Raw genomic sequence first — 15,010 nt, 5'->3', positions numbered from 1 at the left:
CTACGCACACGCATGAACGCCGCCGACACCAACACCCTCATCGATGAGAGGGATCTCTCCAAGCTCAAGTGGCGTTGCCGCCGCGGGCTGTTGGAGAATGATCTTTTCATCGAGCGGTTCTTCCGGCGGCACGAAGGCGCGTTGACCGAATTCCACGCGGAAGGCCTGCGCCAGCTGATGGACCTGTCGGACAACGACCTGCTCGATCTGATGCTGGCCCGCAAGGAACCGGCCGACGAGCTGGACCGGCCCGACGTTCATGCCGTGCTCGCGATGCTGCGGACTCCTCAGTAACCAGAACCCCCGAAGTCATAAGGAATGCCCATGACCCCGTCTGACGTCAAAGCCACCCTGTCGTTCTCCGATGGCAGCCCGCAAATGGATCTGCCCCTGTACAAGGGCACCATCGGTCCGGATGTGATCGACATCCGCAAGCTTTACGCGCAGACCGGCAAGTTCACGTACGACCCGGGCTTCCTGTCGACGGCGTCGTGCAACTCCACGATCACCTACATCGACGGCGACAAGGGCGAGCTGCTGTACCGCGGCTACCCGATCGAGCAACTGGCGACCAACTGCGACTACCTCGAGACCTGCTACCTGCTGCTGTACGGAGAGCTGCCCAGCCCGTCGCAGAAGGAAGAGTTCGTCAACCGCGTGACCAACCACACGATGGTCAACGAGCAGATGCAGTTCTTCCTGCGCGGCTTCCGTCGCGACGCGCACCCGATGGCGGTCATGACGGGCCTGGTGGGCGCGCTGTCGGCCTTCTATCACGACAGCACCGACATCAATAACCCCGAGCACCGCGAGATCGCCGCGATCCGCCTGATCGCGAAGATGCCGACGCTGGTGGCGATGGCCTACAAGTACACGATCGGCCAGCCGTACATCTATCCGAAGAACGACCTCTCGTACGCCGGCAACTTCATGCGCATGATGTTCGCTACGCCGTGCGAGGAGTACAAGCCCAACGACGTGCTGGTCCGCGCGATGGACCGCATCTTCACGCTGCATGCGGACCACGAGCAGAACGCCTCGACCTCGACGGTGCGCCTGTGCGGCTCGTCGGGCACCAACCCGTTCGCGGCGATCGCCGCGGGCGTGGCCTGCCTGTGGGGTCCCGCGCACGGCGGTGCCAACGAGGCCTGCCTGAACATGCTCAACGACATCCAGCAGATGGGTGGCGTGGCCAAGATCGGCGAGTTCATCAAGCAGGTCAAGGACAAGAACAGCAACGTCAAGCTGATGGGCTTCGGTCACCGGGTCTACAAGAACTACGACCCGCGCGCCAAGCTGATGCGCGAGACCTGCCACGAAGTCCTGAACGAACTGGGCCTGCACGACGACCCGCTGTTCAAGCTGGCGATGGAGCTGGAGAAGATCGCGCTGGAAGACGAATACTTCGTCGCCCGCAAGCTGTACCCGAACGTCGACTTCTACTCCGGCATCGTGCAGCGCGCCATCGGCATCCCGGTGCCGCTGTTCACGGCGATCTTCGCGCTGGCCCGCACGGTCGGCTGGATCGCCCAGCTGAACGAGATGATCGGCGACCCCGAGTACAAGATCGGCCGTCCGCGTCAGCTCTTCGTCGGCGCCACCAAGCGCGACGTCACGCCGATCGCCCAACGCTGATCAGCAGACGCCGAGCCGGAACACCGGCTCACCCCACCAAGCCCCTGTGCCTCGGCCCAGGGGCTTTTCTTCATCTGGACCGGCATTTGAATATTTGATGCACGGGGTTCGCCCCGGCCTGGCGCCCATTGCCCTTGGGGTATGCTCTGCAAACGTTTGCAATTGACTGAACCAGCCAGTTTGGCACGAGCAGAGGATCGGATCGACCGATGAGCACCATCAAGGATGTGGCCGCGCTGGCGGGGGTGTCCTTCACCACGGTGTCGCATGTGCTGAACAACACGCGACCGGTGAGCGCCGAAGCCCGCGCGCGCGTGCTGGCGGCGGTCGACGAGATCGGTTACCTGCCCAGCGCGGTGGCTCGCTCGCTGCGGCGCAGCGAGACCAAGATCGTCGGCGTGCTGGTGCCCAACGTGCGCAACCCGTTCTTCGCGGAGCTGGTCGTCGGCGCCGAGGAGTGGTGCCGGCAGGCGGGCTACTCGGTCTTCCTCTGCAACTCGGACAACGACCCCAAGCACCAGCAGGCCTACCTGCGCACGCTGCTCGAGAAGCGCATCGACGGCCTGCTGCTGAGCTCCGCCGGCGATGCCGAGACGCTGGCCAGCACCTTCCGTCATGCGAGCGTGCCCGTGGTGACCGTGGACCGCCTGGTGCCCGGCGCGCGCGCGGACCGCGTCAGCGTGAACAACCAGCTGGGCGCCTTCGAGGTCGTCCGCCATCTGCTGGAACTGGGCCATCGCCGCATCGGCTGTGTGAGCGGCCCCGCCGAATTCGAAGTGACGACTGAACGCGTCGCCGGCTGGCGCAACGCGCTGCAGCAGCGCGGCCTCGAGGCGCGCGCGGAGTGGCTGGCCGAGAGCGACTTCAGCACCGCCGGCGGCTACGAGGCCGTCAAGGCGCTACTGACCCGCCAGCCCGAGCTGACGGCCGTCTTCACCTGCAACGACCTGATGGGCATGGGCGCGCTGCGCGCCGCCGCCGAACTCGGACTGAACGTGCCGCGTCAGCTGTCGGTCGTGGGCTTCGATGCGATCGAGCTCGGCAGTTATGTCTATCCCGCGCTGACCAGCGTGGGCTGCTCGATCCGCGAGCTCGGCCGGGAGGCCGGTCGCGCGCTGATCGAGCGCATCGAGAATCCCCAGGCGCCCTTCAAGGACCTGCAACTCGTGCCGCAGGTCGTGCTGCGCGAGAGCACCGCGGCGCCGTCGTCTCCGGAGCTTTCATGACTTCAGCAAAGGCTGCGGCCACCGTGGTGGTGGTGGGCAGCGTCAACATGGACCTCGTGGCCCACGCCGTGCGCCTGCCCGCGCCGGGCGAGACCCTGATCGGCGAGGCCTTCGCCGGCACGCCCGGCGGCAAGGGCGGCAACCAGGCGGTGGCCGCGTCGCGGCTCGGCGCCGAGGTCGCGCTGATCGGCCGCGTCGGCATGCGCCAGCACGGCCAGGATCTGCTGAAGGCGCTGGAAGCGGAGCGGGTGCATGTCCAGGCGATCCGACGCGACGAGGCCGCGTGGCCCGGCGTGGCGGTGATCATGGTCGCGAGCGAGGGTGGCGAGAACGCGATCGTCGTCGTGCCCGGCAGCAATGCGGACCTCGACGCGGCCGACGTGGAGCAGGGCGGGGCGTTGCTGCGGCAGGCCAAGGTCGTCGTGGCGCAGCTGGAGGTGCCGGTGCCGGCGATCCAGCGCGCCTTCGAGATCGCCCGCGAGGCCGGCGTGATCACGGTGCTGAACGCCGCGCCCGCGCAGGACCTGCCGGCCGCGCTGCTGGGCCTGAGCGACTGGCTGATCGTCAACGAGACCGAGGCGTTGCAACTGGCCCGCGCCGTGGCGCTGCCCGGCGATGCCAACGGCATCGCCATCGCGCGCGCGACCGCCGCGCATCTGCGGACGCTGGGACCGCGCCACGTGCTCGTGACGCTGGGCGGCGCCGGCGCGTGGCTGCTCAGCGACGAGCATCCGGAGGGGCTGCATCTGCGCGCCTCCCGCGTCGATGCGGTGGACACGGTCGGTGCCGGCGACACGCTGGTGGGCGGCCTCGCGGTCGGTCTGGCCGAGGGCCTGGTGCCGGCCCGCGCGGCCGCGCTGGGGCAGTTGGCCGCGGCGCTCGCGGTCAGCCGCACCGGCGTGCAGCAGGCGATGCCGCACCGCTCCGAGCTGCCGGAATTGCCCGAGCTCGCCACGTTGACGGCGAACGGGGCACACTCCGCCGACGGCAACTCCTGACCCTGGAGCGCAGTACCCCATGGACAGCAAGATCCCCGCTTCCGGCCGCATCCCGGTCCTCTTCGACACCGACCCCGGCATCGACGACGCGCTCGCGCTCGCGCTGCTGGCCTGCCATCCGCGTTTCGAGCTGGTGGCCGTCACGACGGCCTTCGGCAACGGCCCCGTCGCCACGACCACGCGCAACGCGCGCGGGCTGACCGCGCTCTACCGCAAGGATGTGCCCGTCGCGGCCGGCGCCGAAGGCCCGCTGCGCGACGAACGCCGGCGCAAGGATGCCGCGCACGTGCACGGCGATGACGGACTGGGCGGCGTCGCCGACCGTCTGCCGGCGCCGACGCGGCCGCTCGATCCGCGGCCCGCGCATCAGCTGATCTGCGACCTCGTCAATGAGCGGCCCGGCGAGATCACGCTGGTGGCCGTCGGTCCGTTCACGAACCTGGCGCTCGCGCTGGCGCACGATCCGGCGATCGCCGGCAAGGTCAAGCGCGTCGTCGTGATGGGCGGCGCCTTCGGCCTGAAGGGCCACGGCGGCAACGTGACGCCGGTGGCCGAAGCCAACATCCTGGCCGATCCCGAAGCCGCGGACCAGGTCTTCACCGCGGCCTGGCCGGTGACCATCGTCGGTCTGGACGTGACGCAGGAAGCGATCATGCGCGAGGCCGACCTGGGGAAGCTGCGCGGCCGCGGGGAGGGCGCGGGCGACCTGCTCTGGCAGGCCACGCGCCACTACCAGCAGTTCTACGATGCGCGCGACGGCATCGGCGGCATCTACGCGCACGACGCCAGCGCGGCGGCGATCCTGCTGGTGCCGGACGCCTTCACCCTGCGTGCCGGCCCGGTGCGCGTGGCGCTGGAAGGCATCGCCACCGGCCAGACCATCCAGGACTGGCGCGGCGAACACGGCGGCGGCACGCCCTGGAGCGGCCATCCGGCGCAGCAGGTCTGCGTCGAGGTTGATGCGGCGCGCGTGCTGGCGCTGTTCGACGAGATCTTTTGACGCCGGCGTTGTCGCCGCGACGCGATGCGATCGCGCGACGACGCTCTAAAGAATCAAGACAATGCACGTCGCGCCGAACGGCGCGAGCAAGGAGAACCCGAATGACGACCCAAGCCGTGAAGCTGCTGTTGCCCCGCTGGCTGATCACCATGACCCCGGACAGCCCGGTGCTCGAGCAGCACGCGCTGGCCATCGAAGGCGAACGCATCGCCGCCGTCCTGCCGCGTGAGGAAGCGCTCAAGCGCTACGCCGACGCCGAGCGCGTCGAGCTCCCGAACCACGTGCTGATCCCCGGCCTGATCAACGCCCACACGCATTCGGCGATGTCGCTGTTGCGCGGCGTCGCGGACGACCTCGCGCTGATGGACTGGCTCAACAACCACATCTGGCCGCTGGAGCGCCAGTGGGTCAGCGAGGACTGGACCTACCAGGGTTCGCTGCTGTCCGCGGCCGAGGCGCTGCGCGGCGGCGTGACCTACCTGAACGACATGTACTTCTTCCCGACCGCGATGGCCCGCGCGGCGGTGGACAGCGGCATCCGCGCCGGCGTGTCGATCAACGTGATCGACTTCCCCACCGGCTACGCCGCCAACGCGCAGGACTACATCGAGAAAGGCCTGGCCGCCTACGAGCAGTTCAAGGGCGAGAAGCTGCTGGACTGGACCAGCGCGCCGCACGCGCCGTACACGGTCTCGGACGAGACCTTCATCCAGCTGCGCGAGCTGGCGGAGAAGTACGACCTGCAGATGCACTGCCACATCCATGAGACGCAGGACGAGATCGACGGCAGCATCAAGCAGTACGGCGAGCGCCCGCTGGCGCGCCTGAACAAGCTCGGCCTGCTGAACGCGAAGATGATCGCCGTGCACATGGTCCACCTGAGCCCCGAGGAGATCGACCTCGTCGCGAAGCAGGGCGTGCACCTGGTCCACAACCCGAGCTCCAACCTCAAGCTGGCCTCGGGCGTGGCGCCGGTGAAGGCCCTGGAGGCGGCCGGCGTCAACACCATCCTCGGGACCGACGGCGCGGCCTCCAACAACCGCCAGGACATGTTCAGCGAGATCCGCGCCGCGGCGCTGCTCGCCAAGGGCGTGACCGGCGATCCGCTGACGGTCTCCGCGCGCACCGCGCTGGAGATGGCCACGGTGCGCGCCGCCAAGGCCATGGGCCGCGCGAACGATCTGGGCACGCTGGAAGCCGGCAAGCTGGCCGACGTGGTGGCCGTGGCGCTGGACTCGATCGAATGCCAGCCGGTCTATCACGCCGACGCGCAACTCGTTTATGTGGCGGGGCGTGAACATGTCACGGACGTCTGGGTGGGCGGCCGTCAGGTGCTGTCGAATCGCAACGTTCTGACCTTCGACACGCAGGCTTTGCTGGGGCGGGTCACGGACATCGTGGCTAAGATGCGCGCGGGGCGCTGATCCCCCCTGAACGTGGGGGTCGCGGCGCCGAGGGGCCGGCGGCGAACTGACCGTCGGCGTGCTGGAGACACAAGCCGGCCGCCACCGCGAGCCGGCGGGACAGACCACCATGAGCAAGCCTACACGGAACCGGCCCCTGAGCCGGTTCGCCGCCTCCATCGCCACCGCCCTGGTGGCCTTCGGCCTCAGCGCCGCGGCCCGCGCGGACATCCTGATCGGCCAGACGGCCGGCTTCACCGGCCAGGTCGCGGCCAGCGTCAAGGAACTGACGCTGGGCGCCAGGCTCTACATCGACAAGGTCAACGCCACCGGCGGCGTCAACGGTCAGAAGATCGACCTGCAGTCGCTGGACGACGGCTTCGATCCCAAGCGCGCCGCCGCCAACGCGCAGACGCTGATCGACAAGGGCGCCGTCGCCCTGTTCCTGACGCGCGGCACGCCGCACACGCAAGCCGTGCTCCCGCTGCTGGAAAAGGGCCAGGTGCCGCTGATCGCGCCGTCCACCGGCGCCATGCTGCTGCACAAGCCGGTCCATCCCCTTGTCTTCAACGTGCGTTCGACCTACCAGCGCGAGGCCGAGCGTGCCGTCCAGCTGCTGCTGGAGATGGGCAACACGCGCATCGCGCTGGTGCAGGTGAACGACACCTTCGGCGCGGACGGCATCGTCGGTGCGATGGCGGGCTTCAACGACCGCAAGATGAAGCCGGTGGCCCATTTCACCTATGAGCGCGAGAAGCCGGACATCGCCGGCGTCGTCAAGCAGCTGATCGCCGCCGACCCGCAGGTCGTGCTGATGGTCGCCTCGCAGCAGATCACCGCCGACACGATCAATGCGCTGCGCGCGGCCGGTTCGCGCATCCTGGGTGCCACCCTGTCGAACAACGCGTCCAACGGGTTCGTCCAGCTGCTGGGCCAGAACGCCGCCGGCATCATCGTGTCGCAGGTCTTCCCGAGCGAGCGCTCGACCAACGTGCCGATGGTCCGCGAACTCGGCGACCTGGTGAAGGCGAATCCCGCCGAGTCCAACGGCCAGGTCACGCCGGCCATGATGGAAGGCTTTGCCTCCGCCAAGGTCCTGGTCGAGGCGCTCAAGCGCGCCGGCAAGGATCCCAGCCGCGCCGCCATCCAGAAGGTCCTCAACAGCATGACCCGCTTCGATCTGGGCGGCATGGAGGTGGGGTATTCGCCCACCGACCACACGGGCACGAACTACGCGGACATCGCGATCATCGATCCGCGAGGCCGCTTCCTGCGCTGAATCCAGGGGTCGGAACTTCCCTTCGCGACGGGCGCCTTCGGGCGCCCGTCCTGTTTTTCCTGACGCGCAAGCCGGCCAGACAGGTCGCCGTCGGGCGGTTTCCAGCGACTGAGTCGGTGCATCCCGCCCATGGCCTCGATATCGGCAATGGCGGCCCGAGAATGGGTCAGACCGACCCACTTATTCGAAACGACCTCCTCGAACGACACGAATTCGTTGGTCGACCAATGAATTCGTCATTCGAATCGCCGGAGGCTGACATGTTTAAGTCGATAAATGCATTCATGAGTGATTAGCAAACTGATCGCAGTCGGTGACACTGCCGCCAACAGTTTGCGAATGGATTTGTGTCATGCGAAATATGTATGCGATCTCGATCGGCTTGGCGCTCGCCGGCGTGGGATGCCTGGTGGCCGAGCGGACCGAGTCGTCGCCCCCCGGGCATCCCTTATTTGAACTTACTGTCATTGGTTATCTGCTGGCGATTGGTGGACTGATGCTGCTGATCGCCTGCCTGGCCGCCAGCACGGAAGGCTGGATCAAAGGCCGATGGCATCGGGTCGCGCGGCCCGTCGACAGGGAGTGGGACCAGCCGCCGCCGCGAATCCTGGACCACCACTGAATTCAGTAGTCTGGCGTTTTCGGGTTTACTTGCTTCGGTGATTGCTCGTTTCTGCTCGCTCGCGAAACTGTGCCCGCCTCTGGGCAATGGGATAACGAGTGAGAAGGAGCCAATGAATGAGTATCGCCGTCGTGATCATCGAGGACGACCCCACCGTCATGAAGAGGTTGGTGGACGTGATTTCGAACAGTAGCTTTTGCGAGGTGGTGGGCATCGCCAAGAATCGCGGAGAGGCCGTGGCGGCGATCCTCGCCAACCGCGCGGACCTGTACATCGTCGACCTGGGATTGCCGGACGTGGACGGTGTCGAACTGATCCGGCTGATCCAGGACAAATGCCCGGAGTCGCGCAGCGTCGTCGTCAGCACCTTCGGCGACAGCAAGCATGTGATGCGCAGCCTGCGGGCGGGGGCCAGCGGCTACCTGCTCAAGGAGGAGATCCAGCCGTCGATGGTGGACAAGCTCGTCAGCGCGCACAACGGGCAGGCCCCGCTGAGCCCGGCGGTCGCGCAGCTGGTCGTCGAGCGGATCACGATGCTCGAGAACAACGTGCGGCCGCATGTCGACCGGCAGAAGGTGCTCCGTGACCTCGGGCTGGGCGAGCGGGAATGGGAGGTCCTGCGGCATCTGGTCGATGGCCTGCCCATCGTCGAGATCGGACGCCGGCTGAGCATCTCGCATCACACCGTCAACCAGCACCTGCGCAGCGTCTACCGCAAGCTCGGTGTGAAGTCGCGGGCCATGGCGGCCAACGCCGCGCGCCTGCACGGTCTCATCGATGAGTAGTCCGAGGCGGAGCTCGCTGAAGACGGTGTTCTTCTGGCTGACCTTCTTCATCCTGGCCTTGCTGGTCGTGGCGACCAGCAGTCTGGCGACGCGGGTCTACCGCGTGGAGGGGGCCCAGGACCTGGAGATCGTCGAAGCCAATTACGCTGCGCGCGATGCGGGTCCGGAGATCCCCCGGCTGGAGGGGCTGATCCTCGCCCACCAGGGGGGCTTCGCCCTCCCTTACTTTCACGACGTCAGCCAGTCGGCCGGATTGAAGCGGGCGAGATTCCGGATCGACCTGGACCGCTATCTCGCCCGCCCGGCGCCGTGCTGCGAGACGCCGGCGGGCACGCCTTTCCGGCAGGAGTCGCGGATCCCAGGCACCAGCCTGCTGATCAGCCAGGCCCTGGATGGCATGGACGTCTACCTCAACGGCGTCTGGGTCGCCGGCCTGCCGAAGTCGACCGCCGACGCGCGCTACAAGTGGTACCGCCCCTTGCAGGTGCCGCTGGCGCGGAGCCTCGTGCGGCCGGAAGGCAACGTGCTGACGGTCGAACTCACGACCTGGGACCGGCAGATCCACATCGCGCCGATCTACATCGGCGACCTCGACACCATCTCCTACATCGGCGAACTGACCCTGTTCGTCGGGACCTCGCTGGCCAATGCGTCCAACGTGTTCTGCCTGCTGGCGGGCATGTTCATGCTGGGCGCCTGGCTGGCGAACCGGCGGGAGGGCGCCGTGTTCCTGCATGCGGGGGCGACGACAGTGTTGTGGTCGGTGCTGTTCTCGCTGGTGCTGTTGCCGTACGTCCCGGCCGCGATGCTGCCGCTGTGGCTCTGGGCCCAGTACGCCTGCATCGGCGGCGTCGTGGTGGTGCTGACGCTGTTCATCTTCGCCTTCGTCGACGAGCCCCTGGGCCGGGGCGGGATGCTGGCCCTGTTCGGCGCGGGCGCGTTCGCGGCGCTCACCTATCCGCTGCTGGATCTGCGCGGGCGGGAATGGCTGGACACCTACTGGCTGCCCGTGCTGCTGGTGTTCCATCTCTACGCCTGCTCGCGTCTGGCGTTGCACGTGGCGCGGACGCGCTCGCGCACGGCCATGTCGCTGCTGTTCCAGTCCGTGCTGGCACAGGTCTTCGCGCTGCGCGACCACAACGCGGTGCGACAGCTCGTGTCCTTCCCGATGCCTGATGCAGGCTGGTCGCTCTCCCATCTGCTGGTGACGCCGATCTTCCTGAGTCACCTGAGCGTGCCGCTGCTGCTGTTCGTCGTCGCGCAGATCCTGCTGACGAAGTTCCAGGCGAGCGTGAAGCGCGTCCGCGACAACAACCGCATCCTCACGGACACGCTGCAGCAGCGCGAACGGGAGCTGCTGATCAGCTACAACCGGCAGCGCGAGATGGAGACCGAATCCGCCGCGCAGGCCGAGCGGGACCGGATCTACCGCGACCTGCACGACGGCATCGGCTCCAAGCTGGTCACGACGCTGTTCAGCGTGCGAGACCGCGATATCGACCATGACCGTCTCGAGCGCGGGCTGATGGATGCGTTGAAGGACCTGCGCGAGATCATCTCGGTGACGGAAGTCCACGAGCAGCGGACGATCCACGACATCCTGTTCACCTACTGCAGCAACCTCGACGAATCGCTCACCCGGGCCGACTTCCAGATCGAGTACGACATTCCCGAAGGACCCGAGATCGTGCTGCTGGCTGATCTTTCCAGGCAGGTGATGCGCATCGTGGAGGAGTCCGTCGCCAACACCATCAAGTACGCCCAGGCGAGCCGGCTCTCGATCCGCATGACGGTGCCGCAGGGCGCGCGGCTGGAAGTGCTCATCGAGGACAACGGCCAGTCCGGGGCGGCCCAGCGCGACGCGCGCGCGGAGATGTCCGGCGACGAGTCGCCGCTGACCGGAGGAACCGGCCTGCACGGTCTGCGGCGCCGCGCCGAGCGCATCGGCGCGGTCTTCCATTTCGAACGCACGCCGCAAGGCGCGCGCACCTGCTTGAGCCTGCCGTTGACGATATTGCCGGCCCAGGACTCAGCAAACGAGTCGGTCGACGACTGTTCCCAGTCGGAAACCGCTGCATTGCCACTGAGCTGAGCCATCGAACGTTTGGCCGTTCCTGGAAATACTGATATCCCGCCCGGGCATCCGGGTCTGCCGACGATTTCCATGGTCATGCAATCTTCCCGACCCTCCCGCAACGGCGTTACGGTAGCCCGGCTGCTGATTCAACCCGAACCGGCCAGTTCCCGTTTCGCACGCCAATCCATCATCGACGGATCCGTCGAACCGATGGGACAGGAACTGTGCTTCCGATGGAGCGCGGGCTCGCGCCGCGCGCCGCCGCCCAGTGCCTATGCGACCAGCCTGCTGCTGAGCCAGGCCCTGCTCGACGGCGGCCTGGCGCATCGCCGTCCCGGCTGCCTGTTCATCGACATGGACGCGGCGACCCTGCTCAGTCCGATCGGGGATGTCCTGTGCGGCTCGCTCGGCGCGATCCAGTTGCCCGTGGGCATGCCCGTCCAGGAGTCGGTGACCCGCCGCATCGCGCAACTGCATGCGCGAGGCTACCGATTCGCACTGGCGGGCGTGGTGTCGCCGGATGATGCGCGTACCGCCTGGCTGCCGATGCTCTCGTTCGTGAAGCTCGATGTGTCGCTGGCGCCGGTGAGCGCCTGGGCGACGGTCCAGGAGCTGGCGCGCCAGGCCGGTGCGACGCTGATCGCCGACCGCATGACGGAGTCCGCGGACTACCTGCGCCTCAAGGCGCTGGGCGTGCGCTACTTCCAGGGTGACCTGCTGATGGCGCCGCAGGAGGAGTCGCCGCGATCGCTGCCGAGCTGCGATCTGGACGTGCTGGGGCGCCTCTTCCGCCTGGTGCGGCATGGCGCGCCGCCTGAGGCGTTGGCGATGACCGCGGCCTCGGACCCGGCGCTGGTGATCCGGCTGCTGATGCTCCACCGCCTGCATGCCGGCCGGGCGCGACCGCCGGAGACCCTCGCCGAGACCTTGGCGGGAGTGCCGGAGCCGGTGCTCATCGGCTGGCTGCACGTGCTGCGCAGCAGCACCTTCGACCTGACGCCGAGCACCCAGAGCTGGTCGCACGCGGTTCGCGAGCAGATCCACAACTATCGCGCGCGGCTGATCGGCGCACGCATCTGCTGCAGTCCGGCCGAACTGGAGGCGAAGGTCTTCGATCTCTATCGGCGGCTTTGTGCCCGCGATGTGTGACGGACGGATGTCCTCGCACGAAGGTTTTTCTGGCGTTGATGTTGAGTTAAATATTCGTTAAGTAATTTGTATACTGCGCGCCCATTGGTCTTGCCAGATGCGAATACGCACGGCAAGACCTGACACGCGGAGCAACGCCGCGTCGAGGGGAGGGAGGAAGCGCGCAGCTTGAGTGCGATCGACCGTTCGCGGTCGATCCGCATCGGGTCTGCCCGTGCCTGTCCGGCCCCGGACGCGGCACGAGGCGGAAGACACACGATGCGAATGAATCTCCACACCCTGTTGAGTCCGTCTCCGGACGGGATGCGGCGCTTGTCCGGCCACGCGGCGGTAGTCGTGCTGGCGCTGGCTGCTACCAGTCCCGATGCGCGGGCCGAGATGACGACGCCCCACGAGTTCTCCGTCAACGCGAGTGGTGCCGCCAGCATCAATGTGCCGATCAAGGTCGTGCCGGGCATCGCGGGGATCGAAGCGCGGAGCAACATCATCGCCGGCCCGCGTACTGGCATGGTGGCCTGTACTGGCTTCTGTCTGGGGCGCCAATGGTCGCCTACCGGAACTGGCGTGGTCACGAGGAGTTCCATTCGGATCGTGACTGGGCCGCATTGAACGATCTCGATGCTCATGAGCTTGTTCAAGATTCAGAGGGGCGGTTTCGCCATCACCTGCAGTTCCGAAACGGGACGATGGTCATCGTCTGCCGCCTGGTGCGATTCGATGAGCGACTTCTCTGATCTGTTCCGAGTGATGGACTTCGACAAGGAAGAAGCGAGACGTTGGCTCCAGGAAGGCGATGTGGCCAAGGCGTTGCGCCACATGAATGAGTGCGCCGATGCTGGATCGATCGACGCGCTCATTGCTCTCGCCGATCACTATTTGGACGCGGGTGTGCTCGATACCGCGGCATTGAGGCGCCAGGCGGGCCTGGCGTTTGGTCAGGACCTGAAGTCCGCCTTGGCCGACGACATTCCAGGCAACTGGTCAGTCCGCGTCTGGGTGCCCTGCAGGTCTCCATCCGGAACGGATGAACTCCTCGTCTGGCTCGAGATCGATCGCTGGCGCGTGGCGGAATTTCGCGGCAAGAGGACCGGCCTGGCCTTCGAATCCAGCGAGGAGTTCCAGCGGGCGATCTGGGACTGTTGATCTCGCCACGAATCTTTGTCTTGAGGAAGCGGGGAGATGCGCATCAAGGTCCATGTGAAGGTGTTCGGCGCCATCGCGCTGGCGATCTACGTCGTTTTTGTATTCGTCACCGGGCCCGCCAGGAACCGGGAGACTCTCGGCACGTTCAGTTCTGAAGCCCGACAGCGCATCGAACGGGAGTTGTCCCTTCTCTGCGAGCAACTCGCGCAGCCTCCCTTGGCGAATTGCGAGCCTGTGGACTGGTCGGGGAAACATCGCTGGTTCGGGAGGGTGGCGCTGTCGGCGCCGCTGGGCCGGCCTCCGGAGACTGTCATGGTCGCGTTCATCGACGGCCGCGGATGGCGGCGCTCACACAGCATGAATGATGAGGTCCTCGAATATTGGCGAGACGACATGCTGCTGTCCCTGCATTCCCCGATCGGCGGAGTCCGGGCCATCTCGGTGACGACGATGGCGCCTGCGGAGCTCCGGGAGCGAGCGCAGCAATGAGGTCGCGGGTACAAGAAGCACGAGGCGGGCCGTGATCGATCGGATGGACTACCTGGACGCAGCGGTCAATGGCGACGAGGAACTCGTCGACCGCTTGCTCCATCAAGCCATCGAGGAGGGCCAGGTCTGGGCGCTCGTCGCGATGGCCCTGTCGCTCGCCAGTCGCGACAAGGATCCCGCGACGGTCGGGCGCCTTCTCGCCGAAGCCGAAGCGATCGCCCGCGACGACGACGGGGACACCCAGATCGAATTCCTGAAGGCCTATGAGCTGATGATCGGCGACCAGTCCGTCCAGGATGCGATGCGCATGCGCTTCAAGCACATGATGGCCCTGGCCATGCACCAGCCCGATCCGCACTTCAAGCTCGAAGTCGCCCGGGGATACGGCTTCGGCATCGGTGAGGATCCTCCGGATGTCGAGTCCGCGCGGCGCTGGTATGCCCTGGCGGCCGAAGCAGGCGATCCCCATGCCGAACCGGAGCTCGCTTCGCTGGAGGCGCGGTGGCGCCTGCTCGGCGTCTAGACAGCAAAAAGCCCCGCATCGCGGGGCTTCCATGGATTCGGACTTCGGCGGGGCTCAGTGGATCGGCTCATCCGGCCCCGGCCCGGCGGTGAGGCCGGTGGCAACGGTGAAGCCAGAGTCGCCCAGCGAGCCGGCTTCCAGCTCTTCCTCCGTGGCCTCGCGCACATCGTGCACCGTCACGTGGATGCGCAGGCCGACACCGGCCAGCGGGTGGTTGCCGTCCAGGACGATGTGCTCCGGATAAACCTCGGTCACGGTGTAGATGCGGTCGGCCGGCATGTCGGGCGTCGACGCGCCTTCGGGCAGTCCTTCGAACTGCATGCCGACATCGACGTTCTCGGGGAACACCTCGCGCGGCTCGAAGCACACCAGGGCGCTGTCGTAGTCGCCGAACGCGTCCTCGGGCTCGAGCGCCACGCTGACCTCGTCGCCGGCAAGCTTGTCGGCGAGCGCTTCCTCGACCTTCGTGAACAGGTCTTGACCGCCGTAAAAGAACTCCATCGGCGGGTCCAGCACCTCGACGGATTGGCCTTGGGCGTCCTCGAGTCTCCAAGTCAGGGAGACGACGCAGGGGGCAGTGATTTGCATCGCGCAATTCTCTCAGACAATGCGCGCCCATGACCTCCAAGTCCAAGTCCCCCCAGACATCCCCGATCCCGTCCAAGCGAGCCCCGGCCGCTT

Annotated in this window: 16 protein-coding genes; 15 read left to right on the top strand and 1 reads right to left on the bottom strand. The window is 66.9% G+C overall.

From position 1 onward, the window contains the following. Positions 1-12 precede the first annotated feature (12 nt). The 15 genes from AC07PR_RS05090 (at position 13) to AC07PR_RS05020 (ending at position 14,329) form a co-directional block, all read left to right on the top strand. Entirely contained in the window at positions 13-294 is a 282-nt protein-coding gene (locus AC07PR_RS05090) for an FAD assembly factor SdhE (protein WP_377155548.1), read from the top strand. A 30-nt stretch (positions 295-324) separates the two neighbouring features. Then, positions 325-1,635: a citrate synthase gene (gene gltA / locus AC07PR_RS05085; RefSeq protein ID WP_421037247.1), complete on the top strand. Its 1,311-nt coding sequence runs from the start codon at positions 325-327 to the stop codon at positions 1,633-1,635. 209 nt (positions 1,636-1,844) lie between these two features. Then, positions 1,845-2,861: a LacI family DNA-binding transcriptional regulator gene (locus tag AC07PR_RS05080; protein ID WP_377155547.1), complete on the top strand. Its 1,017-nt coding sequence runs from the start codon at positions 1,845-1,847 to the stop codon at positions 2,859-2,861. Then, the gene (locus tag AC07PR_RS05075) at positions 2,858-3,859 is read left to right on the top strand and encodes a ribokinase (protein WP_495134595.1); all 1,002 of its coding nucleotides are present in this window, start codon (positions 2,858-2,860) and stop codon (positions 3,857-3,859) included. The genes AC07PR_RS05080 and AC07PR_RS05075 overlap by 4 nt, the downstream gene beginning before the upstream one ends. 19 nt (positions 3,860-3,878) lie before the next feature. Then, positions 3,879-4,859 carry a nucleoside hydrolase gene (locus AC07PR_RS05070; RefSeq protein ID WP_495134594.1) on the top strand — a complete coding sequence of 327 codons (981 nt, stop codon included), beginning with the start codon at positions 3,879-3,881 and terminating at the stop codon, positions 4,857-4,859. A gap of 101 nt (positions 4,860-4,960) precedes the next feature. Further along, positions 4,961-6,283: a TRZ/ATZ family hydrolase gene (locus AC07PR_RS05065; protein ID WP_495134593.1), complete on the top strand. Its 1,323-nt coding sequence runs from the start codon at positions 4,961-4,963 to the stop codon at positions 6,281-6,283. 109 nt (positions 6,284-6,392) lie between these two features. Next, positions 6,393-7,541 (top strand): ABC transporter substrate-binding protein, encoded by a 1,149-nt coding sequence (locus tag AC07PR_RS05060; protein WP_377155543.1) that lies wholly within the window; start codon positions 6,393-6,395, stop codon positions 7,539-7,541. A 352-nt stretch (positions 7,542-7,893) separates the two neighbouring features. After that, complete coding sequence (locus AC07PR_RS05055) at positions 7,894-8,163, top strand: hypothetical protein (RefSeq protein WP_495134592.1); 270 nt, start codon at positions 7,894-7,896, stop codon at positions 8,161-8,163. A gap of 116 nt (positions 8,164-8,279) precedes the next feature. Beyond that, entirely contained in the window at positions 8,280-8,948 is a 669-nt protein-coding gene (locus tag AC07PR_RS05050; RefSeq protein ID WP_067273685.1) for a response regulator, read from the top strand. After that, positions 8,941-11,040 carry a sensor histidine kinase gene (locus AC07PR_RS05045; protein WP_495134591.1) on the top strand — a complete coding sequence of 700 codons (2,100 nt, stop codon included), beginning with the start codon at positions 8,941-8,943 and terminating at the stop codon, positions 11,038-11,040. Before AC07PR_RS05050 ends, AC07PR_RS05045 begins: the two co-directional genes overlap by 8 nt. Positions 11,041-11,235: 195 nt before the next feature. After that, the gene (locus tag AC07PR_RS05040; RefSeq protein ID WP_495134590.1) at positions 11,236-12,174 is read left to right on the top strand and encodes a YuxH family protein; all 939 of its coding nucleotides are present in this window, start codon (positions 11,236-11,238) and stop codon (positions 12,172-12,174) included. 264 nt (positions 12,175-12,438) lie between these two features. Further along, entirely contained in the window at positions 12,439-12,783 is a 345-nt protein-coding gene (locus AC07PR_RS05035; protein ID WP_495134589.1) for a hypothetical protein, read from the top strand. A 15-nt stretch (positions 12,784-12,798) separates the two neighbouring features. Continuing rightward, positions 12,799-13,317 carry a hypothetical protein gene (locus AC07PR_RS05030; RefSeq protein WP_495134588.1) on the top strand — a complete coding sequence of 173 codons (519 nt, stop codon included), beginning with the start codon at positions 12,799-12,801 and terminating at the stop codon, positions 13,315-13,317. A gap of 36 nt (positions 13,318-13,353) precedes the next feature. Further along, positions 13,354-13,806 (top strand): hypothetical protein, encoded by a 453-nt coding sequence (locus tag AC07PR_RS05025; protein WP_495134587.1) that lies wholly within the window; start codon positions 13,354-13,356, stop codon positions 13,804-13,806. Positions 13,807-13,837: 31 nt separating this feature from the next. After that, positions 13,838-14,329 (top strand): hypothetical protein, encoded by a 492-nt coding sequence (locus tag AC07PR_RS05020; RefSeq protein WP_495134586.1) that lies wholly within the window; start codon positions 13,838-13,840, stop codon positions 14,327-14,329. A 54-nt stretch (positions 14,330-14,383) separates the two neighbouring features. On the opposite strand, the gene AC07PR_RS05015 is transcribed toward AC07PR_RS05020, so the two are convergent. Further along, entirely contained in the window at positions 14,384-14,917 is a 534-nt protein-coding gene (locus AC07PR_RS05015; RefSeq protein ID WP_431103091.1) for an FKBP-type peptidyl-prolyl cis-trans isomerase, read from the bottom strand. Positions 14,918-15,010: the final 93 nt, after the last annotated feature.

Source organism: Roseateles sp. GW821-FHT09H11 (genome assembly GCF_059415845.1).
The sequence above is the reverse complement of the archived record's forward strand: the minus strand, read 5'-3'. Positions and strand labels throughout refer to the sequence as shown.

What these genes read in the sequence shown, in the direction of transcription:
- AC07PR_RS05055 (WP_495134592.1), top strand. Translation starts at nt 7,894, where the DNA reads ATGCGAAATATGTATGCGATCTCGATCGGCTTGGCGCTCGCCGGCGTG.
- AC07PR_RS05070 (WP_495134594.1), top strand. Translation starts at nt 3,879, where the DNA reads ATGGACAGCAAGATCCCCGCTTCCGGCCGCATCCCGGTCCTCTTCGAC.
- AC07PR_RS05025 (WP_495134587.1), top strand. Translation starts at nt 13,354, where the DNA reads ATGCGCATCAAGGTCCATGTGAAGGTGTTCGGCGCCATCGCGCTGGCG.
- AC07PR_RS05045 (WP_495134591.1), top strand. Translation starts at nt 8,941, where the DNA reads ATGAGTAGTCCGAGGCGGAGCTCGCTGAAGACGGTGTTCTTCTGGCTG.
- AC07PR_RS05040 (WP_495134590.1), top strand. Translation starts at nt 11,236, where the DNA reads ATGGGACAGGAACTGTGCTTCCGATGGAGCGCGGGCTCGCGCCGCGCG.
- gltA (WP_421037247.1), top strand. Translation starts at nt 325, where the DNA reads ATGACCCCGTCTGACGTCAAAGCCACCCTGTCGTTCTCCGATGGCAGC.
- AC07PR_RS05080 (WP_377155547.1), top strand. Translation starts at nt 1,845, where the DNA reads ATGAGCACCATCAAGGATGTGGCCGCGCTGGCGGGGGTGTCCTTCACC.
- AC07PR_RS05030 (WP_495134588.1), top strand. Translation starts at nt 12,799, where the DNA reads ATGAGCTTGTTCAAGATTCAGAGGGGCGGTTTCGCCATCACCTGCAGT.
- AC07PR_RS05065 (WP_495134593.1), top strand. Translation starts at nt 4,961, where the DNA reads ATGACGACCCAAGCCGTGAAGCTGCTGTTGCCCCGCTGGCTGATCACC.
- AC07PR_RS05015 (WP_431103091.1), bottom strand. Translation starts at nt 14,917, where the DNA reads ATGCAAATCACTGCCCCCTGCGTCGTCTCCCTGACTTGGAGACTCGAG.
- AC07PR_RS05050 (WP_067273685.1), top strand. Translation starts at nt 8,280, where the DNA reads ATGAGTATCGCCGTCGTGATCATCGAGGACGACCCCACCGTCATGAAG.
- AC07PR_RS05060 (WP_377155543.1), top strand. Translation starts at nt 6,393, where the DNA reads ATGAGCAAGCCTACACGGAACCGGCCCCTGAGCCGGTTCGCCGCCTCC.
- AC07PR_RS05090 (WP_377155548.1), top strand. Translation starts at nt 13, where the DNA reads ATGAACGCCGCCGACACCAACACCCTCATCGATGAGAGGGATCTCTCC.
- AC07PR_RS05035 (WP_495134589.1), top strand. Translation starts at nt 12,439, where the DNA reads ATGAATCTCCACACCCTGTTGAGTCCGTCTCCGGACGGGATGCGGCGC.
- AC07PR_RS05075 (WP_495134595.1), top strand. Translation starts at nt 2,858, where the DNA reads ATGACTTCAGCAAAGGCTGCGGCCACCGTGGTGGTGGTGGGCAGCGTC.